This is a genomic window from Flintibacter muris (genome assembly GCF_943192995.1).
Taxonomy (GTDB): domain Bacteria; phylum Bacillota; class Clostridia; order Oscillospirales; family Oscillospiraceae; genus Lawsonibacter; species Lawsonibacter muris.
Map to the genome: position 1 here is coordinate 26,196 of NZ_CALPCP010000018.1, position 20,770 is coordinate 46,965.

Genomic DNA, 20,770 nt, shown 5'->3' on the forward strand with positions numbered 1-20,770 from the left:
CCCCTTACTTTAACAGAAAATCCGTGATGTGGGCGCCGCCGGCCACCATGGGGCGGACCATCTCGTCCATGTCCAGCACGCAGTCGATCACGCAGCCCTGGCCCGCCTCCAGAGCGGCCTGGAAGGCTGTCTCCATCTCCGCCATGGTGGTGGCCCGAAAGCCCTTAAGGCCGTAGGCCTCAGCCAGCTTGACAAAGTCGGGGCCCCGGTCCAGGGTGGTTTCGGAAAAGCGCTTGTTGTAGATCAGATTCTGCCACTGCCGCACCATGCCCAGCGTGCCGTTGTTGAACACCACGGTGATGATGGGCAGATTGTAGTGCTCCACGGTGGCCAGCTCGTGGCAGTTCATGCGGAAGCAGCCGTCGCCGGTGGTGTGGATTACCACCTTGTCCGGGTTGCCCACCTTGGCCCCGATAGCCGCCCCCAGGCCGAAGCCCATGGTGCCAAAGCCGCCGGAGGTAAGCAGCTGGCCGGGGTAGTCGAAGTGGAAGTGCTGGATGGACCACATCTGATGCTGGCCCACGTCGGTGGCCACAATGGCGTTCTGAGGGGCCAGACGGCGGATGGTCTCCAGCACCTGCTTGGGGGTCAGGCTCTCGCTCTGTCTGGGAACGGAGGGCTCCCGCAGGGGGAGGATGTGCTCCTTCCAGTGGGGGTGGCTGTACTGGGGCAGGCGCTGGTTCAGCAGCTCCAGCACCCGCTTGGCGGAGCCGATAATGTGGTGGTCGGTGAGAACATTTTTGTCGATCTCAGACCGGTCAATATCAATGTGGACAATCTTGGCCTGGCTGGCAAAGGTGTCGGGCTGGAGAGCCACCCGGTCGGAGAACCGGCAGCCTACCGCGATTAAAAGGTCGCACTCGTTGCAGGCCACGTTGCTGGCCTGGGAGCCGTGCATGCCGATCATACCGGCGGTGAGGGGGTGCCCGCCGGGGAAGCCGCCTCCGCCCATGACGGTAATGGCCACCGGGGCGTCCAGCCGCTCGGCAAAGGCCCGAAACTCGTTGTGGGCCCTCCCCCGGACCACACCGCCGCCGCAGATGAGCAGGGGCTTCTCCGCCTGGGCGATCATGTCCACCAGGGTGTTGATGTCCCCAAGGTTGGGCTCGGGGGCCTTCAGGTCGTGGCTGCCGGCCAGGGAACGCAGGCTTCCGCACTTCCGGTTCTCGGTCCAGGGGACAAACTCGTAGTCGATCTCCACAGTGGGGAAGGTGACGTTTTTCACAAAGTCGATCAGCACCGGCCCGGGCCGTCCGGTGGCCGCAACGGCAAAGGCCTGGCGCATCACGTCGGGGATGGTCTGGGCATCCCTAACCAGGTAGGCCGCCTTGGTGATGGGCATGGCAATACCGGTGATGTCCACCTCCTGGAATGCGTCCTTGCCCAGGGTCTGCTCGGTGACGTTGCAGGTGATGAAGACGATAGGTGAGGAGTCCATATAGGCGGTGGCAATGCCGGTGACCAGATTGGTGGCCCCGGGACCGCTAGTGGCAAAGCACACCCCCACCTTGCCGGTGGACCGGGCGTAGCCGTCGGCGGCGTGGGACGCGCCCTGCTCGTGGGCGGTCAAAACGTGGTGGATTTTATCCTTATAATTATACAGCTCGTCATAGAGATTCAGGATGGTCCCGCCGGGATATCCGAAGACGGTGTCCACCTCCTGCTCCAGCAGGCACTCCATGATGGCCGCGGTCGCTCTGATTTTCAAGCTCTCAGCCTCCTTCAGTTCAACTCTCTCGTAAGCCTCCTTTTGAAAGGAGGTGGCACGGCGAAGCCGTGACAGAGGATTGTATTTTGGCGCAGCCAAAATGTATGAAATATTCCAGGTTTCCAAACACTTGTTTACTTCCTATGTTCGCTTCGCGAACGTAATCCTCAGTCAGCCTTACGGCTGACAGCTCCTTTCAAAAAGGAGCCTTTTAGGTTCGGACCAGCCAGCTTTCTTTATTGGTCCACGTCAAACAGGACCCAAAGTTCCTTTTCCGCCGCGCTTTTCCAGAATGGAATTGAATCCGACAGATAATACCAGGTGTATTCAAAATCTTCCTCGCTCAGCTCAAAGCCGTACTCTTCGGGGTCGATAGCAAAGTAAAGTTTCCGGAATTTCTTCCGGGTCAGGGCGGCCAGGAACTGAAAGACCTGCTTTACCTGATTGGGGGATTTGCAGGTGACAATATAGTCCTCCTCGCCCTCCTGGCTGCCCCGGAGGACCTCGCCGCCCAGAACGACCCAGCAGCCGGGGGAATTTTTATCGCCGTACTCCAGCTTTCCGTTGGTCAAGGCCCGGTGAATGGCATCCCAGGCCTTGTCCAGGTCGCAGGAGTCCTCCTGTTCCATCTCATCCAGATAGTCCGGCAACCGGTCCGCCCGGGGGACGGAGCGCAGCTTGTCCAGCTCTTCCTTGGTAATGGCCCGAAAGCCGCCAAGACAGCCCATATCAGAATCCTCCTTACATTGATTACTATTCCCACCGGAAAGGCGGCGGGGACACTTGAATCCGCTCCAAAAACCACTCCCGCGGTTTCTGCTCCTCCGGGGTGAAAAAGAGGTCCAGAAGCCCTTCCAGCAGGGCAGGCTCCGCTTGCAGGCAGGGCACGTCCAGCGTTTCGCGCCCGCTGCCCTCATACCAGCCGATGACATAGGCCACCGCCTTGGGCCGGAACAGGTCGACGGCCCAGCACTCCGGCCAGGTCAGCCGCAGACGGAAGACGGGCTGCTTGCTGTCCTCCCGGAAGACCCGCAGCTCCTGGTATTGGGGATAGTCCGCCAGGGTATAGCGGTAAACCGCCGCCCCGACTGTGATTTTCCGGGGCTTTTTCCACCAGCGCCGCATTGCTCTCGCCGTCCTCCTGTGATTCTACAGTCCAAATTCTTTTGGATAGGTGACAGTCCCTGAAATCGGGGCCGCGTCCTCCCGCAGCTGGATGGCCATAAAATTTGCGGAGGGGATGCCATCCGGGACAGTGACGCCCAGCCGCTCCGCCGGGATATACCCTATTCTGGGGTAGTATGTCTCGCTTCCCAAGACCAGGGAATATGGAAAACCCAAACTGACCGCAATCTTATGGCCCTCACGAATCAGCGCGGTCCCCAGGCCCCTGCGATGGTATTCTGGCCTGACCGACAGGGGGGCCAGGACAAGGACCTCGTCCGCCCCCACCTTTGCCCGTGTAAACAGGATGTGTCCCGCCAGCTTACCGTCCAGCTCCGCCACCAGAGACAGCTCCGGGAGAAAGGCGTCCCCAGCTCGCAGGGCGTTGACCAAGTCCTGCTCGTTCCCGTCCGCGTGCTCCACGGAGGCGAAGGCCTCCTTCACCAAGTCATATACAGCGGCATAGTCCGCCGGAGCTTCCTGCCGAATGATGATTGCCACTATATTTTCCCCCCGCCCTTTTGCAGTGCGATTACGCCGGTACGGACCACCTCCAGGATGGAGAAGGGCCGGAGCATGGCCTCGAAGGTGTCGATGCGGTCAGGGGTGTCGGACAGCTCCAGGGTCATGGAGTTGGGGGAGATGTCGGACACCTTGGCCCCCATAATGTCGCAGATGGTCATAATATCCTGCCGGGTCTTGTTGGTGGCGTTTACCTTCAGCAGCACCAGCTCCCGGCCAATCATCTTATCCTCCGGGATAGTGCGCACCTTGATGACCTCAATGAGCTTGTTCAGCTGCTTTTCCACCTGCTCCACCACGCTGTTGCCGCTGTCCACAATGATGGTGATCCGGGATATGGTGGGGTCGTCGGTGACTCCCACAGCCAGAGAGTCGATATTAAAGGCCCGGCGGGAGAACAGCCCGGTGATGCGGTTGAGCACGCCGGCCTGGTTCTCCACCAGAACGGAAATGGTCTGTTTCATCTTCTCCCTCCTTTAATCGGTGGTGGACACGTCGGGGTGGACCTGGCAGATCATCAGGCAGGGGCCTTTTTCTGTCAGGAACCGGTCAATGGAGGCGTCCAGCTCCTCCTCCTCGCAGACGGTAACGCAGGGGATTGCGTAGGCGGCGGCGATAGTCTCAAAGTCAGGGGAGCCGTCCAGCGACACCCCGAAAGGGCCGTGGTAGGGGGGACGGCTCTGAATCTGGTGGACCAACCCCAAAGTGTTGTTGCGGAACAAAAGGATTTTCAAGTCCATATTGGCATACTTCACAGCGGCCAGCTCGTTCATGGCCATCTGGAAGGAGCCGTCGCCGCAGACTACAACAGTCTGCCTGTCCGGCTGGGCCACCTTCACCCCCACCCCGGCAGGCAGAGCGTAGCCCATGGTGCCCAGGCCGCCGCTGGTGAGCAGCCGGCCGTGCTTCTGGGGCAGGTATTTGCAGGTAAAAATCTGGTTTTGGCCCACGTCGGCGCACACCACCGCGTCACTGTCCAGCCGGGCCCCCAGCTTGCGCATGACGGTGCCGGGGAAAACGGAACCGGGACGGCTGGGGAACTGACGGCTCAGCTCCGCCCTGCGGTAGTCGGCCAGCTGGGCCCGCCACTGGGTGCAGTCGGGGGCCTGGACGCCCAAGTCCAGAATCTGCCGCAGGATGACCTTCACATCCCCCACCAGGGGGACAGCGGCCTGCATATTTTTTCCAATCTCCGCCGGGTCCACGTCGATATGGATGGTGGCCATCCGGCGCTGGATTTCGTCGGGCTGGATGATGGCCCGGTCGGCGGCCCGGGTGCCCACCATAATCAGCAGGTCAGACTTGGCCAGCGCCTTGTTGGCGCAGTGGTTGCCGTGGGCGCCAATCATCCCCATGTTCAGGGGGTGGTCTGTGGGCATGACGGAGATGCCCATCATAGTCTTCACCACCGGGATGCCCGTCCCCTCTGCCAGCTCCAGCAGCTCCTTTTGGGCGTCAGCCAGCCACACGCCTCCGCCGGCGCAGATAATGGGCTGTCTGGCCTTTCCAATGGCCTCCGCCACCCGCTTGATCTGCAAATCGTTGCCCTTCACGCTGGGCTTATAGCCCCGGATGCTTACTGTCTCTGGCCAGTCGAAGGCTTTCAGCTGCTGCTCCTGCACGTCGATGGGGATATCGATCAGCACCGGACCGGGGCGGCCGGTGGAGGCGATATGGAAGGCCTCCCGGACCACCCGGGGGATCTGGTTGGGGTCCTTGACCAGATAGCTGTGCTTGGAGAAGGGGGCTACCGCGCCGGTGATATCCACCTCCTGAAAAATGTCCCGGCCCAGCAGGTGGCTGGGCACCTGGCCGGTGATGGCCACCATGGGGATGGAGTCCATATAGGCGGTGGCAATGCCGGTAATCAGGTTGGTGGCCCCCGGGCCGGAGGTGACCATGCACACCCCCACCTTGCCGCTCACCCGGGCATAGCCCGAAGCCATGTGCCCCGCGTTCTGCTCCGTCCGCACCAGGGTGTAGCCAATCTCCGGCACATCCTTCAGCGCGTCCACCGCCGGGCAGATGGTGGCCCCGGCGTAGCCGAACATATGGGTCACACCCTCCCGTTTTAAGCTCTCAATCAGCGCCTGCGCTCCGTTCATGTAAACGTCACCTCCAAAAACAAAAAGCTCCGTCCTAACCAATAGGACGAAGCTGTAACTCCGTGGTACCACCTAAATTCATGGCAAATCCGCCATGCGCTCAACGCCCCGCTAACGGAGGGCAGCCGTTCCGGTTTACTGCGCCTGTGGGCGGTTCAGCCGGACTGCTCGCGGGTGACGTTCGGCAAAGTCCTTCGCGGGCGCTTACACCAGCCGCGCCCTCTCTGCGGCTTTCGGACAAACCTACTGTCCCGGTCATCGCTTTTGTGGATGATTGCTCATTATCTTACCCCATCAAACTCCATTTGTCAATTCCCTTTTTTGGATTTTCTTCCGCCTTTTTCCCAGCAGACTCCTCCGTAAGACGCAAACAGCCCCTGGCGAAATAACCCCGCCAGGAGCTCGGTTATTAAAAGCTATATTCACAGGTGTAGAACACCTAAATACAGCTTCTCACTCTGTTTCAATGGTGAAACGGGCAATTTTGGAATTTACTTCTGAGGTGCTGGCTTTTGCTTGATAAGTATACACCGCATCGCCCTCGACAAATGTAAATGTCACCTTTTCGTTGCTGCTGACATTGGGAGCCCAATCCTGCCACATTCCGTTTTTATTGGCCAGGCCGATATTAACGGTGGGCATCGTCGAAGGCAGATTTCCAACAGAAACCACAACGGTTGTATCGGGCGAAATTACAAAATCATGCCCCAGCTGTACTCCATTGGTTCCAGCTGCGTTGGCAATGGGAACCTGATAATTTTGGGTGTGCGAATAGGAATATGTACTGATTTCACTGTACATCGCCTCAATTTCCTCCAATGTCATCGGCGCAATCTCATACCGAATGCCATTGGACAACACCCCGCAGCGGACTTCATTGTGGGAAATGGAGTCGGGGCTGGGCGAATAGCGCATTGACGGCGCTGCCAGAGCAGAGCTGCTCATCACCGAAATTGCCATTACAACAGCCAGGGCCATTGATACAAAGCGTTTCATAATTTTTCTCCTTGTCAGAGCAATTTTCAATAATTGATGATACCGCCCCTACGGGGGGCGGCATCATCTGTAAAACGTATGGAGTAGATATTCTGTTTAAAGCTCGGGATGCTTTGTATATTGCGCCAAAGATACCGTCCCCAAAACAGCACCGCCATCCTCAGTATTTTCAACTTTGATATAATAGGTTTTGGATCCCGCACCGGCAATGTAGAATACAGAATGCTTCTCACCATTTTTGTCGATTCGCATACTGCTGGCCACTTCCCATGAATCCCCGTCTTCCATCATGAGATAGACGGTACATCTGGAGGCAGTGTCGTTTTTGTAGTAGAAACGGATATAATCTCCGTCCTCCGCATTGGCGGTGACCTTAGAGGATTTCGCGGTGTTGGTAGCGTCCAGGTTCTGGGTCAGAAGAGAAACCCGGGGCATAATCACTTCTTCCCCGGCAGTCACCGCAGGAACGGCCTCCACAGCGCAGTCGGGGATAGCCTCCGCGGCAAAAGCGGGAACAGCAAGGCAAAGGGACATCACAGTGGCCAATGCCATAGATACAAAGCGTTTCATAATTTTTCTCCTTTTATTGTTTTATTTTGATAGGAAATGTGGATTGCTAACTCATAACCGATTCCTCCCCTCTGGGGCAGACCGCCTGGACAATTTGGAGTATAGCACGGAATATATCATATGTCAATAAAAATATATTTATCATTAAAAATTATACTTGACAAACAGATAATCTTAGATATAATTAAGTTACCCCTTCCTCAGGGGTGTACAAGGAACTATTTGATATGGAAAAACGAAAAAAAAGCAGCGGAAATCCCATAAACATCCAGACCTCGTTAAAAAAGGCCACCACAGAGCTGATGGTCCTGCATCTTTTACGCCAAAAGCCGATGTATGCTTATCAGATCATGGCGGACATTGACAGGCGGAGCGGGGGGGACATTGTGTTTAACACGGTGTACCTGTCCATCTACCGCCTGGAGGAGAACGGGTATATCCGGGAGCACAGCAAGGAAATCAGCGCGGATAACCGTACCCGCATCTACTTTACCATTACCGACGCAGGGGCCGCCTATCTGGATGAGCTGCTTAAAGGCTACCTGCGCTATACCGCCGCCCTGGCCCGGGTTCTGGAGTTGGAGTGAGAGGGGGTGAGCAGTGTGGAAAGCGTTAACATGTGGATGTCAGGCTATTTCCAAAGCCTGAAGCGGTTGCTGGACTGCCCAAAACCCTTTCGCAGGCACTTTTTGACCCATACCCGGCGTATGGCGGAGGACTTTATGCAGGGCAAACCAGATGCTACTCCACAAGAGCTGGAAGCCTACTTGGGAGCCCCCCAGGAATTGGCCCAAGGGTTTTTGGAGACCCTGGACCCCAAGATATTGGAGCGTTATCATAAGTGGAAAAAACTCATTTTGAACAGCTGTCTTATAGCTTTAGTCGTTTCAATAATCTGTATTGGCTCTTGGTGTATCCATCTTTGGAGCGTATCAGACAACATAGAAGCAACTGAAACCATTGTCATTTATTCAGAATTCACGGAGGGAATGCAATGAAAAAATTATCGTTTCTTTTAGCCCTTGCTTTAATGGCGGGGCTAATGATTCCAGCCGTCCATGCAACACCGAATGATTATCAGAGCACTGAGGTAACTTATAGTAAATTTGGTGATTTTGAGATTGTGACCACAACCATTCTCTATGATTTGCCCACTCGCAGCAATGCAAGAGCCGCAGATAAAACGCTTTCAGTGAAATATAGTGGCAATGTGATAGCCGATGTAACACTATCAGCTACTTTTGGTTATGATGGAGAAACCGCTTGGGTTTCAAAAACCAGCAGTTCGCATACTACATATAGCGGCTGGTCTTATGGCAGTGAAAAAATTTCACAATCAGGCGGAACTGCCTCTCTCAGCGGCAAGTTGAGCCATTTATTACATGGCAGTCATTCCGTCAACATCTCCTTAACCTGCTCCCCCACGGGGCAAATCAGCTGAACACACAAGACCGCCCCCAACCGGAAGTCCGGCTGGGGGCTTGTCTTGTTTACAGGTTATCCATATTGCGCAGGTAGGCCTCCGCGCCGTAGCGCAGGCAGCGCTGGAGCCGCCGCTCCCCCCGTTTGATGGTGCGGGACACGGTGGACTTGTCCACCCCCATAAACTCGCCGATCTCCCGCATGTTTTTGCCCTCGGCGTAATACAGCAGCATCATCTGCCTCTGCTTGGCGGTGACATCCTCCCGCAGGGCGCGGATCAGGTTGCGTTTCAGGCGGCTGATCTCCTGGCTGTTGTCCGCTGCGATCTGGCGGCTGTACATGGCCATGTCGGCGGCATACAGCTTGCCCTTTCTATATCGTGTATTTGGCATTGCGCCGGTACCCCCTGTCGTAATAGCGCCCGGTGAACACGGCCAGCTCATTGGCCTCCCGCAGCATGGTGGACAGCATCCGGATCCGGTCCTGGAGCTGGCAGCGCTTGTCCGCGTTTGTGGTGCCCTCCAGTTTATGTTCCAGCTGGCAGATCCGCAGGTCCAGCGCGTGGGCGTGGGCCCGGTACTCCAGCGACAGTTCAGCTAATGTCATCACGATCCCTCCTCAGCTTGTAAATATCCAAAACACCGGGCGCACAGGCGCTTTCCCCGCCATATTTCGCCCCGGTCGCAGCAATACTGCTCCCCGCCGCATCGGGGACAGAGCCAGACCGGCGGCCTGGTCTGGGGGTCCCAAAATGGCGGGTCGAAAAAAATTTGTTTTTCTACTTGACATACCTCCTTTTCTCTGTTATAATAACGTCTGCTGTTGGACAGCCGCCATGTGCTGGTGTAGCTCAGCCGGTAGAGCAGCTGATTTGTAATCAGCAGGTCGGGGGTTCGAATCCGTCCACCAGCTCCAACAAAATACGGAGGAGTTCCCGAGTGGCCAAAGGGGGCAGACTGTAAATCTGTTGCGTTTCGCTTCGGTGGTTCGAATCCACCCTCCTCCACCAGAATTCCGGCTTTTCCGAAAGGAGAAGCCGGAATTCTTTTATTTCCGCCCTTTAGAATATCACAGATATAGAACATTAGTTCTATATCTGTGATTAGAATACTCTTTTCCATCGGAAATGTCAAGGGTCTATTCGAAAATTTGTTCTAGTTCAGGCCGGTTTAATGTACTATTACAGGTTGTAACCTCCCCCCAAAGGCCTTGGAAACAGTGAAACCACCGTCCCCTTTGCGGGGAAAAGAATGCCTTGGGGGCGGAACCTTTCGTTTTATCGCATGCAGGGGCGGCCGCCCCTACAGCTGGCAGCAAAAAACAGCTCCCCGGCCTACGCCGGGGAGCTGTTTGAGATTACAAATCAAAAATACTTCTTTACGCCTTCGGGGGCCAGGGACTCGTCGTCGCTGATGGTGATGGTGAACTTGATGTTGTGCCGCTCGGCAAACTTGTTCAGCCAGTCCAGGAACTTCTCGGTCTCGTGGCCGCACTCGCCGCCCACAATTTTGGTCAGGCTGTCAATAAAGATATGAGTAATGTCGTAATTGCCGGCGTACATACCGCTGATAAAGCCTTTCAGGGCGGTGTAATCGGCGATATCATACTCGCTGGCCTCTACCAGCCGGATGTGGTAATGGATGTCGAAGGTCAGCTTGTTGCCTTTCTCAATGCAGACCACATTGCCGTGCTCGGTCTGGACGGCGCTGTTAATCAACTCAATGACATTTTTGGTCTTGCCGGAGCCCTTCTTGCCCATGATAACGCGAATCATGTGTATCACTCCTTATTGATTTGACATTGGGGTTTCCCTCTGTTTATCTATACTCTACCATATAACGGCGTTTATTTCAACTAAAATAATTGTGAATTTTTTGAAACAGCAAAAAACGGCCGGTGGCCTGCCTGCCACCAGCCGTTCGGAGTTACTCGGAGTAGGGTTTATCTGTTTCGATATACATGCCGCGCTCTGCGGACCAGCCCACGTAGAAGTTGAGGGCCTTGCCCAGGTCGCGGAGTTTGAAGTAGTTGGAGCCGTTGATTTTATAGACCTCAGCCTCAATTTTCTGGCTGTCCACGTAGATGGCATCGTTGCTGGTCTCGGCACTTTGGTTTCCGCCGGTGGCGGCCCCCGCCAGGTCGCCGGTCTGCTTGGCATAGCCCTGGCCAGTGGTGGCGGTAACGGCGTTCTTGGTGCCGTCGTAGCCCACGGCAAACTGCTTTTCGGTCCCGTTGAGCAGGGCGGCCACGTCGCGAATCTTAAAGTAGTTGCTGTCGCCGATTTTGTACACTGTGGGGTTGGCAGCCGTGCCGTTGACCTCCAGCTTGTCGTTGGTGGGGGAGGCCGTCTCAGACTTGGCCGGCTGGGTCGGAGTGGTGGAGCCGGTGTAATGGATGTTGGCTTCAGTAAGGGACTCGTTGAACTCGCCAATTTGAATGGCCTTCCACTGTTCCTCCGTGCCACCGTAGTAGACGTCCTTCAGGCTGCTGTTCCAAAACGCGGCGTACTCAATACTGGTCACGCTGACCGGGATGGTCACCGTAGTCAGGGAACCGGGGTCGTCGCACCCAAAGGCCCACTCTCCAATGCTGGTGGCGCCGGAGGAAATGGTTACTTCTTTCAGGTTGTTACAGTTATAGAATGCATACTTCGTAACCTCGGTAATACTGCCCGGGATGGTTACTTTTGTCAGCGTGGGAAATTTTTGGAAGGCATACGCCCCGATACCAGTCACACTGGATGGAATTGTCCATTCACTTGTGCTTCGGTACACACGGGGCGAATATTGCCAAACATTGGGGTTTACCCCAGTCCCAGTTTCGGCGTTTCCTTGGACCCGGTTTAGAAGCGTATCGGTATAACAGGCTTTCCAGCCATCAATCAGCCGTGAGTCGTAGATTTCCTGTGTCTCATGCAGATTAAACTCTTCCCCCAATCTCTGGCTCAGTTGCTCCGTGAAATGTATAAATTCATGGACATAGAGAGTTGGAAGCCAAGAAACGTTTCCGTTCGGATAGTTCTCCAGACAATCCTCCCTATCTTTGAAATGAACACATGAGTAGCCTGTGCCATTCTCAAGCGCAGCGCCGGTTAGGCCCGCATAGGTTGTGCTGATGTTCAAGCTGATAATGGCAAACACATGGTCGTATTGGTCCAGATCAACTTTGTCCTTTAGGAGAATGTCCACTTCTTCTGGTGAAAACCATGACCCGCCTTCGTAGTCTCCCAATTTCGTAATAGGTGCGTCGATTTCCACCACATCCACATGGGCGCACATCAGCTCTACCTGGTTCATGTATTCTTCAAAGGCTTGGGCGTGGTCGTGGATAGCGTCAATTTCATCCTGGGGCATGGCATACTTTGTGTGCTGCTGTATACCGTCCTTGTCTTTACCGTCAGCATCCACATTTTCGAAGATGGCGAACAGGAAATACCAGTCAGGGAGGTCGGCCTCCGCTGCGGAAGCCGCCGCGGGCAGAAGCCCCAGGCACAGCACCAAGGCCAACACAAGGGATAGGATTTTCTTTTTCATATGGTGTTCCTCCTTCATAAAAAAGAGCAGGGAAACGAGTCCCTGCTCTTTTCAAAATTACAGCTTTGCCAGCAGCTCAGAGCGCAGCTCCTCGTAGCCGGGCTTGCCCAGCAGGGCGAACATGTTCTTCTTATACGCCTCCACGCCGGGCTGGTTGAAGGGGTTGACCTCCAGCAGGTGGCCGGATAGGCCGCAGACATACTCGAAGAAGTAGATCAGGAAGCCCACGCTCTTTTCGCTGATCTGGGGCAGCTCCAGCAGCACGTTGGGCACACCGCCGTCCACGTGGGCCAGGATGGTGCCCCGCATGGCCTGCTCCGCCACGAAGGACAGGGGCTTGCCGGACAGGAAGTTCAGGCCGTCTACGTTGGCGGGGTCGTTGGGAATCTTGTACTCGCCCTCGGGGGCAAAGGAGACCACCGTCTCAAACATGATCCGCTCGCCGTCCTGGATGAACTGGCCCATGGAGTGCAGGTCGGCGGTGAACTCCACGCTGGCGGGGAACAGGCCCTTGCCGTCCTTGCCCTCGCTCTCGCCGTAGAGCTGCTTCCACCACTCGGCGAAGAAGCGGAACCGGGGCTCGTAGCCGGCCAGCACCTCAATGCGCTTGCCCCCCTGATACAGCCCGTGGCGGGCGGCGGCATACTGCCAGGCGGGGTTGTCCAGGCCGCCCTGGCCCAGCTCCTCCATGGCCTGGCGGGCACCGGCCATCAGGGCCTCGATATCCACGCCGGCCACCGCAATGGGCAGCAGACCCACCGCAGTGAGCACCGAGAAGCGGCCGCCTACGTCGTCAGGCACCACGAATTCCTCATAACCCTCGGTGTCGGCCAGACCCTTCAAAGCGCCCCGGGCCTTGTCAGTGGTGGCGTAGATACGCTCCTTGGCCCCCTCCTTGCCGTACTTCTTCTCCAGCAGCTCCTTGAAAATGCGGAAGGAGACGGCGGGCTCAGTGGTGGTGCCCGACTTGGAGATGACGTTGACGGAGAAGTCACGGTCACCAATGAGGTCAATGAGCTCCAGCAGAGCGTCGGTGGACAGGCCGTTGCCGGCAAAGAAAACGTCGGGGGTGTCCTTCTTCTTCAGGTTGTAGTTGTTGGACTTGAGCACCTCGATCACAGCCCGGGCCCCCAGGTAGGAGCCGCCAATGCCAATGACCACCAGCACCTGGGACTGCTTCTGAATCTTCTTGGCCGCCGCCTGGATGCGGGCAAACTCCTCCTTGTCGTAGTCCCGGGGGAGGTAGACCCAACCGGTGAAGTCGCCGCCAGGCCCGGTGTGGGTGGCCAGCATCTCAGCCGCCTTGGCCAGCCGCTCCTCACGGGAGGTCAGATAGTCCTCCGGGATAAATCCGCTGAGTTTGGACAAATCAAGTTTTAACATGGAACATTCCTCCTAGTGAAAGAATTGCAGAAATGGGATAATAAGCGGTTTTATTATAGCACACTCTTTGGGACATTTCACCAGTAATTTTAAATTTCTTATCTTTCAAAAATTTTTTCTCAAATTTTAAAAAAGTCGGAATTTCCTATTGACAATCTTCCCCTCGGTGAGTATAATAATTTTTGCTGTTCGGACGATTAGCTCAGCTGGTAGAGCATCCGCTTGACGTGCGGGAGGTCACAGGTTCAAGTCCTGTATCGTCCACCATGAAAGCCGCTCTTTTCGAGAGAAAAGAGCGGCTTTTTATAACTCTTTCTACGGTTTTGAGCAGTGATATGCTATGTGGTCTTTCCGCTGACCACACAGAAAGCCACAGACAGGAAAAATTGCCCTCCGGGATAAGATTTCCCGGAGGGCACTGGACTGCGTTCAGTTCACCTTTTTCTGCGTGCGCAGATTGGCGATTTCCTGCTTCATCTGCATGATCAGCATTGCCAGCTTTTCCTCGCATTCCGCCTCGGTTGGGGCGTAGATGTTTCGTGCCATGCGCTTTCCATTGACTTTCGGGGAATAGCGCCCCTCCCAGAGATGGTCATTGATGTCTCCAGTGACGTGGGCGTAGGTGTCCAGGGTGAAGCTGGCCTTGGTGTGACCCAGAATACCGGACAAGGTTTTAGCGTCCACCCCGCCGGCCAGTGCATGGGTCGCGAATGTGTGACGGAGGTCGTGAAATCTGATGCTGGGCAGTCCGGCTTCCGTCAGAATCTTTTTCAGCTGCCGGTAAGCAGTGCCAGGGTTCATGGGCCGCTCCGGGTGGAGGAAGTCTGGGAAAACCCATTCGGTAAGCGCAAAGTGTTTTCTGGCTTCAAGCAGCTGCGCTGTGCTGCTGGGAAGCAGGATGGTCCGTTTCCCGGCGTAGGTCTTGGTATCCCCCGCTTCCAGCGTGCCGCCCTTTCCGGAGCGGATGGTGCGGCAGATTTTCAGTGTCCCGGCTTTGCTGTCGAAGTCCTCCCATTTGAGACCGCACAGCTCACCCCGGCGCAGACCTATAGTCAGTTCCGTGTAGAAGAAGTCGTGCCAGAGGGTATCCTTGCGAATCGCTGTCATGAGGGCGTCCAACTGTTCATTGTTGAGAATACGCTTCGACTTGTTTGATACCTTGGGTGGCATCACCTGACCGGCAGGATTGTCGGGCAGCAGACCTTCTGCTTCAGCTGTTTTCAGCGCGTGGTGAAGGATGGTATGAATGCCATGCACGGTGGTTGGCGAAAGTCCGGGGTGATTGCTTTTCCCCTTGGCGATCCGTCCATGTTCCAGGAGGAACGTATACAGATCGTTCAAATCGGATGGTGTAATCTTAGACAGTTGCTTTTGTCCCAAATAGGGATTGACGTGGTTGTTAATATCTCGCCGGTATCCCTCCAGGGTGTGACTGCGGATGGTTCCCACCATGCGCTCGCCCAGCCATTTGTCCAACCATTTTGAGAGAGACATTCTGCTCTGCTCTGTCAGCTCTACCCCCCGGTAGGCGTCAATGTTCTGGTGGAGCTTGGCGGTCAGTTCCTTTTGTGTGTCGGCATAGATGTACCGAAAGATAGACTCGCCGTTTTCCTTGTGACCCACCACGATGCGGCCCTCCCAGCGTCCGTCATCACGCTTGCGCACCATGCCGTCGCCCGACGGTCTGCGTTTTGCCATTTATTATTCACCTCCAGTCCGAATATCACCGTCGTCGTCATCCATACACTCCGCCATCAGCCTCACGCCTAACCGAAAGCCCAGAATGAAATTCTCGGCCGCTGTGATGCTGTCGATCTCATGCTGTGACCGGATGAGTTTTGTGAGAGCCTCTTGCCCAGTTTCCCCGAGCTGCTCCATGAGTTGTTTTTCACAGCTGGCGGCACGAGCTACCGCTTTTTCCATCTCTGAGCCGGGGGTCATCCTCTGCTCATTGGGTGTGATGTTGCCGTAGTAGAGATCTTCCAGGGTTTTTCTCATTTCAACCAACCTCCTTTGCAGCAACACACAGTTCCCAGGAGAAGTACACCTTGGAGCGGTTTGAGGTGGTGCGTCACACATGATCTGCAAACTGTGCTTTCACCACTGCGATTTATCTGAAGGACAGACCGGCTTCTGTCGTGCCAGGGTCCGCCGGGATGGGGCCATTGTTCCTCTGAACTATGGCAAGATGACCTGTCTGGCCCTGGACCCCATTGAGAAGAAACCCCTGCGACGATTTCACCCCGGCAGTCGGATATTGTCCGTGGGCAGCTTCGGATGCAACCTACGCTGTCCCTTTTGCCAGAACCACGAAATCTCCATGTCCAGGGACGGGGAGCTTGAAATGGCGGAGGTGTCCCCGGAGGCGCTGGCCGACAAGGCGCTGGAGCTGAAAGGCGACAGTAACATCGGGGTGGCCTACACCTACAACGAGCCGCTGATCGGTTATGAGTACGTCCGGGACTGCGCTGCCTTGGTGCATGAGCGGGGCATGGTCAATGTTCTGGTCACCAATGGTACCATCGAGGAGGCACCCTGGCGGGAACTGCTCCCACTCATCGACGCTGCCAATATTGACTTGAAGGGCTTTACTCCAGAGTGGTACCGGAGACTGGACGGCGATCTGGAGACGGTGAAGCGCACCATCTCCCTGGCGGCGAAACAGTGCCATGTGGAGGTGACCACGCTCCTGGTTCCCGGCGAGAACGACAGCGAGGAGGAGATTCGAAACCTGGCCCAGTGGCTGGCATCAGTAGACGGGGATATCCCCCTGCACCTGTCCCAGTTTTTTCCTCGTTATCAGATGATGGACAAGCCGCCCACTCCGGTGGAGCAAGTGTACAGGCTGGCCGATGTAGCGAGGGAGTACCTGTCCTTTGTCTATACAGGGAACTGTTGACAGTGTCAGTACTCCTTTGTCGATCGATGACAAATTGAACGGTATAAAAACTTGGCTCTGTTTCACAAGTATTCTTTAAGCCGTAGCCTCAATGGGACTGAATTTTAGTCTGCGCCCCATGAAGGGGCAAACGTGACGCTCGAAGTTTACGCGGTCGTTGTAGAAATTTCAATTCACGCCCCCGCGAGGGGGCAAACAAGTCCCTGCTTCCGTTGCCCTTGGTCAAAATCTGATTTCAATTCACGCCCCCGCGAGGGGGCAAACGGGTGCACGATCGCCCAAGAACAGGCGTGGAAGCTAATTTCAATTCACGCCCCCGCGAGGGGGCAAACTAGTGAGCGCACAGAACCGACAGCGCCTGTATTGATTTCAATTCACGCCCCCGCGAGGGGGCAAACGGGGACCGGCTGGCTACCTACCACCCCTTTGACAAATTTCAATTCACGCCCCCGCGAGGGGGCAAACTGCCGCCATATTATACTCTCCTCTACATCCAAAAATTTCAATTCACGCCCCCGCGAGGGGGCAAACCCTACGCTTTCCGCTGGCTTCGGGACCGCAAATGATTTCAATTCACGCCCCCGCGAGGGGGCAAACAAAAGAATCCTTATGGATTTGCTGATTGTGTTGGAATTTCAATTCACGCCCCCGCGAGGGGGCAAACGAAATGGCGGGACTGTGAGGAACAGAAGGCTATGATTTCAATTCACGCCCCCGCGAGGGGGCAAACAAATCAGGTCTGTCCCACCTGTGGGGGAAGATAAAATTTCAATTCACGCCCCCGCGAGGGGGCAAACAGAAAAATCTTCTCTCTTCTGTCGGCGCGAAATATATTTCAATTCACGCCCCCGCGAGGGGGCAAACTGGACAAAAGCGGCAGTATGGGACCTGTGAAATATTTCAATTCACGCCCCCGCGAGGGGGCAAACCCGCAAAAGCTCTCGCATGTCGTCACCTCCTTAATTTCAATTCACGCCCCCGCGAGGGGGCAAACCTGAAGCTGGCCGGGGACTATGACAGTCATATGGATATTTCAATTCACGCCCCCGCGAGGGGGCAAACGCCGATGGCGGCGTTCTGCTGGGCCTGAGAGGCGATTTCAATTCACGCCCCCGCGAGGGGGCAAACGGAAAAGCCTGGGCGGGGGCGTAGTTCGGGGCTTATTTCAATTCACGCCCCCGCGAGGGGGCAAACCTTCTTGTCAAGCTTTTTTTTTTAATATTTATTATTTCAATTCACGCCCCCGCGAGGGGGCAAACCCGACGGGACAGAGAATTTTACCACTTTATTCCATTTCAATTCACGCCCCCGCGAGGGGGCAAACCGCAAAACTTCACAATATCTGGCGACCATCCACTCTTTCAATAGTAATAATTCACGAAAAAGCGCCGTGAAATTGCACATAATGTCACGTTCCAGGGCAGATAATGCGGTCTAATGCCGAAAAAGTGTGCGCCGATCTGCGGGCAAATTATGTAAGGAAATGACCAGCGCAAGATATTTCATAAAAGCATAGGCTCTCCAGACTGTAAAAGACCAGTGCGTCCGAGGGTATCGATTTTGTGTTGATAAGAATTTCCTAAGCGGTAGAATCGGACTGAATCCTGTTCCAAATCTATCGTTTCTGAAAGCTCCTGCTTTAATTTGACCAGATGAGCTGCGTCAACCAATACCTCAAACACAGAGTTTTGAACTCGGATCCCATGCCGTTCACAGATTTTGGCAACCTTTCGCAAGCGTTTTGCACCAGATGTCTGGGTTGTATTTACGTCATAGGTGATGACCAACAGCATAACTACCTCCAAACGAACGGCGGATAGCAGTCCAAGTCTCCGCGCAGGACTCTGGTAAACAGCATTGCCTGCGAGAATGGAATCATTCCGATTTGGATTTTTTCATTGAGAAACGGATGCTGCACTTCTTCCGCCTTCCGGCGCTGCCACGCAGTAAGAACAGTTCGCCGGCCTCTGTCGTTTAAATACACAGCTTCTTCATCTGTCTCGAAGTCCTGTTGGGAAAGTTGCCTTTTGTTGAACAGAGACAGCGTAAAGCGGTCACAAAGAGGAGCACGCAATTCCTCCAACAGATCCAATGCAAAGGAAGGCCGGCCTGGACGCAACGCATGAAGATAGCCGGTATTAGGGTCCAACCCAACAGATTCCAAAGCCGATTGAATTTCCCGGCTGAGTAGCGTATAGACAAAAGATAATACTGCATTCACTTCATTCCTGGGTGGTCGGCGGCTCCTTGTTTCAAAATGAAAACCACATGAATCAGAGAGCATTTGATCAAACTGCGAAAAATAGATCGTGGCGGCAGCCCCCTCTATCCCGCGCATAGAATCTACATCGGTTTGATCTCCTAAAAGTGCGGCAGTACTGCTGAGTTTTTCCGCTGCATGGTACAGCGATCGTGCGTTTTTCTGGTCAGATGTCGTACGGGCGCTGCGCATCAGTACTGCCTTGCTATTCCGGATTTTTGCCAGCAGCAGTGTCCTGACAAAATCGGCTGAGAAACCGGCATCGTCCAAAGTGGCATACTGTTTTTTGCGGAGCAGCACATTCCCGCTGACCGGCCCCATTACTCGTCCTAAAAAACGGCCGTGGGGCGAGAGAAATACAAGGCCGATTCCCCGTTCTCCACAGAACCCGATCAGTGGGGTGGACACTGTAACCTGGCTGAAGCATACGATTGATTCAATGGAGATCGCCGGTACAGATACTTTATCCTCACCGCCCACCCGGACACAGATTGTCTCATTCCGGAAAAACAGGTAGCTGTCCGGTGTGAGGATATAGAGCGTGTTCAGCAGTTTTTTCACAGCGGTTCCACCTCCTTTGCCTCCTGAGCAAGGATTTCACAATACCTTTGAGCAGAGGTTTTTACCTTTGGCATACAATACTCTTTTAAAGAGCACTTTTTGCATTTTCCTCCATATTCTGCCAGTGGAATGCAGAAAGAATCACGAATGGAACGAAGATCTTCCGCTGTCTTTTCTACAGTTGCTCGCAACTCATCTGTAAATAAGACCTCCAACCTTCTGTGAGCCGAGATAAAAAATAATGCACCGCTCGAAATATCCGTGTGAAACATCTCCTCCAGACACATAGCCTGGGCACAGAGCTGGATTTGATAGGACAACTCCTCCCGAACAGAACCGTGTTTATACTCGATCGGATAAAGCCGGACAGGAAACTTTGCCGCAGGAATGATACATCCATTTTCTGAATGGACTGCTTCAATACAGTCACATTTTCCTACCAGGCCAAGTGCGTCGGAAAAGACCATATATTCATATAGCTTTAATTGAGTTCCACGGCGCTCCACACGCTGAGTGTGGACATTCTTGTGCTCAGCGCGGCCCTTGGCTGTCTCTGCGTTTTCCTCCCAGACGCGCTCGTTCAGCAGCAGGGCGGCCCGGCGCAGGCAGTAATTGGCCTGAGCCAGCCAGGACAGCGGCAGATATTCCCGGTCATCCATGGCGGAACCAGATCTCGTCCGCTGGCAGCTCCCCCCAGGTTACAGGCCCGAAAGCATCCCGCTGAAAACCGATCTCCACCCCGGCAGGCAGCTTGTCCAGCTCTACCCACGCATCGTAGTCCTTGTAGCTCCTGGGATGCTCTATCTCCGCCTTCTTTTGGACATGGACCAGTTCAAACAGCCTGTGCGCAGGGGCGCAGCCCAGCCTGGCCTGCCGCACACGCTGATTTTCGTCTAAATCAGTGCCTGCATGCTTAAACAGGATCAGCGGAGAAACCACTGCCATCTCCCCCTTGCTGGCAGAGCGGTCATGCTCATACATATTTAAAATCGCTTCCCTCAGCGCCTGAAAATCCTCGTCGTCAAAGCCGGTTTCCGCAGCCAGGTTGGCACTGATAAAGCCCCGGACTTCATATAGGCCAAAGGGAATCAGCTGTTTCCGTCCCATCGTGCGCATACTGTCCGCTTCTGCCTTCTTCTCTGCTTCCTCATACTGCTCCACGGTTCCATCTTTGATATTGTCTGCGACAGCCATCCGGGTAATGGAAATGTCCAGGGGCAGAACAGGGTCCACACTCTTGCCAAAGGTGATTTGGACTGGTCCCCGGACTTGTCCCGCATTGGGACCGGTAGACATGACAGCACCGAACGTGCGCACATCATAGAACATTTCACAGGCCTTTTTCCGCCCGGCATAGACCGCATTGGTCTGCTTGGCACAGTCGTCTACGCCGGCGTTCCGCTTGGCCTGAGCGATAAAACGGTTGATATTGGTAGACTGTTGGATGATGATGTCCATACCGTCCTGACCAGCAAAGGCGGTCAGGATATAGTTGCGGATACGGCGCTTGGTGGCCACGTCGGTGATAAACCCCTGCCGGGTTTCCGGGTCGATGCGGGGCGTGTTTCCCATGTCCGGGTCCCCATTTGGATTCGCGTTGACACAGGAGACGTAGTATACAAATTCGTACCGGTTTTGGATTGACAT

The 20,770-nt window shown here is 55.1% G+C and carries 23 protein-coding genes, 3 tRNA genes, 1 CRISPR repeat array and 1 other annotated feature; of the genes, 7 read left to right on the forward strand and 19 right to left on the reverse strand.

The window, feature by feature from the left end; translation table 11 throughout:
• Window positions 1-4 precede the first annotated feature (4 nt).
• From ilvB (NFS22_RS13840) to NFS22_RS13875, 8 genes are all read right to left on the reverse strand, one after another.
• Window positions 5-1,708: a biosynthetic-type acetolactate synthase large subunit gene (gene ilvB / locus NFS22_RS13840; protein ID WP_251318344.1), complete on the reverse strand. Its 1,704-nt coding sequence runs from the start codon at window positions 1,706-1,708 to the stop codon at window positions 5-7.
• Between the two features lie 236 nt (window positions 1,709-1,944).
• Window positions 1,945-2,436, reverse strand: coding sequence for a YfbM family protein (locus NFS22_RS13845; protein WP_251318345.1), 492 nt, complete (start codon window positions 2,434-2,436; stop codon window positions 1,945-1,947).
• A 25-nt stretch (window positions 2,437-2,461) separates the two neighbouring features.
• On the reverse strand, window positions 2,462-2,833 hold the full coding sequence (locus NFS22_RS13850; RefSeq protein ID WP_251318346.1) for a hypothetical protein: 372 nt from the start codon (window positions 2,831-2,833) through the stop codon (window positions 2,462-2,464).
• A 24-nt stretch (window positions 2,834-2,857) separates the two neighbouring features.
• Window positions 2,858-3,367, reverse strand: a complete 510-nt coding sequence (locus NFS22_RS13855; protein WP_251318379.1) for a GNAT family N-acetyltransferase — start codon at window positions 3,365-3,367, stop codon at window positions 2,858-2,860.
• A gap of 5 nt (window positions 3,368-3,372) precedes the next feature.
• Window positions 3,373-3,858: an acetolactate synthase small subunit gene (ilvN, locus tag NFS22_RS13860; protein ID WP_251318347.1), complete on the reverse strand. Its 486-nt coding sequence runs from the start codon at window positions 3,856-3,858 to the stop codon at window positions 3,373-3,375.
• A gap of 12 nt (window positions 3,859-3,870) precedes the next feature.
• Complete coding sequence (gene ilvB / locus NFS22_RS13865) at window positions 3,871-5,499, reverse strand: biosynthetic-type acetolactate synthase large subunit (RefSeq protein ID WP_251318348.1); 1,629 nt, start codon at window positions 5,497-5,499, stop codon at window positions 3,871-3,873.
• Between the two features lie 39 nt (window positions 5,500-5,538).
• Window positions 5,539-5,767 (reverse strand) — a binding site (T-box leader).
• A 185-nt stretch (window positions 5,768-5,952) separates the two neighbouring features.
• The gene (locus tag NFS22_RS13870) at window positions 5,953-6,495 is read right to left on the reverse strand and encodes a hypothetical protein (protein WP_251318349.1); all 543 of its coding nucleotides are present in this window, start codon (window positions 6,493-6,495) and stop codon (window positions 5,953-5,955) included.
• A gap of 96 nt (window positions 6,496-6,591) precedes the next feature.
• Window positions 6,592-7,065, reverse strand: a complete 474-nt coding sequence (locus tag NFS22_RS13875; RefSeq protein WP_251318350.1) for a hypothetical protein — start codon at window positions 7,063-7,065, stop codon at window positions 6,592-6,594.
• Window positions 7,066-7,292: 227 nt separating this feature from the next.
• Between NFS22_RS13875 and NFS22_RS13880 the strand changes: the two genes are divergently transcribed.
• From NFS22_RS13880 to NFS22_RS13890, 3 genes are read left to right on the forward strand one after another with little or no spacing between them, the layout of a single operon-like run.
• Window positions 7,293-7,652 carry a PadR family transcriptional regulator gene (locus NFS22_RS13880; RefSeq protein WP_251318351.1) on the forward strand — a complete coding sequence of 120 codons (360 nt, stop codon included), beginning with the start codon at window positions 7,293-7,295 and terminating at the stop codon, window positions 7,650-7,652.
• A gap of 15 nt (window positions 7,653-7,667) precedes the next feature.
• Window positions 7,668-8,063, forward strand: coding sequence for a hypothetical protein (locus NFS22_RS13885; RefSeq protein ID WP_251318352.1), 396 nt, complete (start codon window positions 7,668-7,670; stop codon window positions 8,061-8,063).
• Window positions 8,060-8,506 (forward strand): hypothetical protein, encoded by a 447-nt coding sequence (locus NFS22_RS13890; protein WP_251318353.1) that lies wholly within the window; start codon window positions 8,060-8,062, stop codon window positions 8,504-8,506. The genes NFS22_RS13885 and NFS22_RS13890 overlap by 4 nt, the downstream gene beginning before the upstream one ends.
• Before the next feature lie 49 nt (window positions 8,507-8,555).
• Here the strand turns inward: NFS22_RS13890 and NFS22_RS13895 are convergent, their stop codons facing one another.
• Window positions 8,556-8,879 (reverse strand): sigma-70 family RNA polymerase sigma factor, encoded by a 324-nt coding sequence (locus tag NFS22_RS13895; protein ID WP_251318354.1) that lies wholly within the window; start codon window positions 8,877-8,879, stop codon window positions 8,556-8,558.
• On the reverse strand, window positions 8,860-9,093 hold the full coding sequence (locus NFS22_RS13900) for a hypothetical protein (RefSeq protein ID WP_251318355.1): 234 nt from the start codon (window positions 9,091-9,093) through the stop codon (window positions 8,860-8,862). Before NFS22_RS13900 ends, NFS22_RS13895 begins: the two co-directional genes overlap by 20 nt.
• 233 nt (window positions 9,094-9,326) lie before the next feature.
• Between NFS22_RS13900 and NFS22_RS13905 the strand changes: the two genes are divergently transcribed.
• Window positions 9,327-9,402: transfer RNA gene (locus NFS22_RS13905), tRNA-Thr, on the forward strand.
• Between the two features lie 9 nt (window positions 9,403-9,411).
• A tRNA-Tyr gene (locus tag NFS22_RS13910) sits at window positions 9,412-9,496 on the forward strand.
• A 354-nt stretch (window positions 9,497-9,850) separates the two neighbouring features.
• Here NFS22_RS13910 and NFS22_RS13915 read toward each other — a convergent pair.
• The 3 genes from NFS22_RS13915 to NFS22_RS13925 form a co-directional block, all read right to left on the reverse strand.
• Window positions 9,851-10,261: a hypothetical protein gene (locus NFS22_RS13915; RefSeq protein WP_251318356.1), complete on the reverse strand. Its 411-nt coding sequence runs from the start codon at window positions 10,259-10,261 to the stop codon at window positions 9,851-9,853.
• 151 nt (window positions 10,262-10,412) lie between these two features.
• On the reverse strand, window positions 10,413-12,020 hold the full coding sequence (locus NFS22_RS13920; RefSeq protein ID WP_251318357.1) for a leucine-rich repeat protein: 1,608 nt from the start codon (window positions 12,018-12,020) through the stop codon (window positions 10,413-10,415).
• Window positions 12,021-12,077: 57 nt separating this feature from the next.
• Window positions 12,078-13,403: a glucose-6-phosphate isomerase gene (locus NFS22_RS13925; RefSeq protein ID WP_251318358.1), complete on the reverse strand. Its 1,326-nt coding sequence runs from the start codon at window positions 13,401-13,403 to the stop codon at window positions 12,078-12,080.
• Window positions 13,404-13,594: 191 nt separating this feature from the next.
• Between NFS22_RS13925 and NFS22_RS13930 the strand changes: the two genes are divergently transcribed.
• A tRNA-Val gene (locus NFS22_RS13930) sits at window positions 13,595-13,670 on the forward strand.
• Between the two features lie 162 nt (window positions 13,671-13,832).
• On the opposite strand, the gene NFS22_RS13935 is transcribed toward NFS22_RS13930, so the two are convergent.
• Together NFS22_RS13935 and NFS22_RS13940 are read right to left on the reverse strand one after the other, a co-directional pair.
• On the reverse strand, window positions 13,833-15,101 hold the full coding sequence (locus NFS22_RS13935; RefSeq protein WP_251318359.1) for a tyrosine-type recombinase/integrase: 1,269 nt from the start codon (window positions 15,099-15,101) through the stop codon (window positions 13,833-13,835).
• A 3-nt stretch (window positions 15,102-15,104) separates the two neighbouring features.
• A complete protein-coding gene (locus NFS22_RS13940; RefSeq protein WP_251318360.1) occupies window positions 15,105-15,401 on the reverse strand; it encodes a DUF6809 family protein in 297 nt (98 codons plus the stop codon).
• A gap of 79 nt (window positions 15,402-15,480) precedes the next feature.
• Between NFS22_RS13940 and amrS the strand changes: the two genes are divergently transcribed.
• On the forward strand, window positions 15,481-16,302 hold the full coding sequence (gene amrS, locus NFS22_RS13945; RefSeq protein ID WP_160570068.1) for an AmmeMemoRadiSam system radical SAM enzyme: 822 nt from the start codon (window positions 15,481-15,483) through the stop codon (window positions 16,300-16,302).
• A gap of 165 nt (window positions 16,303-16,467) precedes the next feature.
• Window positions 16,468-17,626: direct repeats of the CRISPR family, unit length 32 nt; unit sequence ATTTCAATTCACGCCCCCGCGAGGGGGCAAAC.
• A gap of 178 nt (window positions 17,627-17,804) precedes the next feature.
• On the opposite strand, the gene cas2 is transcribed toward amrS, so the two are convergent.
• From cas2 to cas7c, 4 genes are read right to left on the reverse strand one after another with little or no spacing between them, the layout of a single operon-like run.
• Entirely contained in the window at window positions 17,805-18,095 is a 291-nt protein-coding gene (gene cas2 / locus NFS22_RS13950; RefSeq protein ID WP_251318361.1) for a CRISPR-associated endonuclease Cas2, read from the reverse strand.
• 2 nt (window positions 18,096-18,097) lie between these two features.
• Window positions 18,098-19,123, reverse strand: coding sequence for a type I-C CRISPR-associated endonuclease Cas1c (gene cas1c, locus NFS22_RS13955; protein WP_251318362.1), 1,026 nt, complete (start codon window positions 19,121-19,123; stop codon window positions 18,098-18,100).
• Window positions 19,120-19,782, reverse strand: coding sequence for a CRISPR-associated protein Cas4 (gene cas4 / locus NFS22_RS13960; protein ID WP_251318363.1), 663 nt, complete (start codon window positions 19,780-19,782; stop codon window positions 19,120-19,122). The genes cas1c and cas4 overlap by 4 nt, the downstream gene beginning before the upstream one ends.
• Window positions 19,775-20,770, reverse strand: a complete 996-nt coding sequence (gene cas7c, locus NFS22_RS13965) for a type I-C CRISPR-associated protein Cas7/Csd2 (protein WP_160570071.1) — start codon at window positions 20,768-20,770, stop codon at window positions 19,775-19,777. Before cas7c ends, cas4 begins: the two co-directional genes overlap by 8 nt.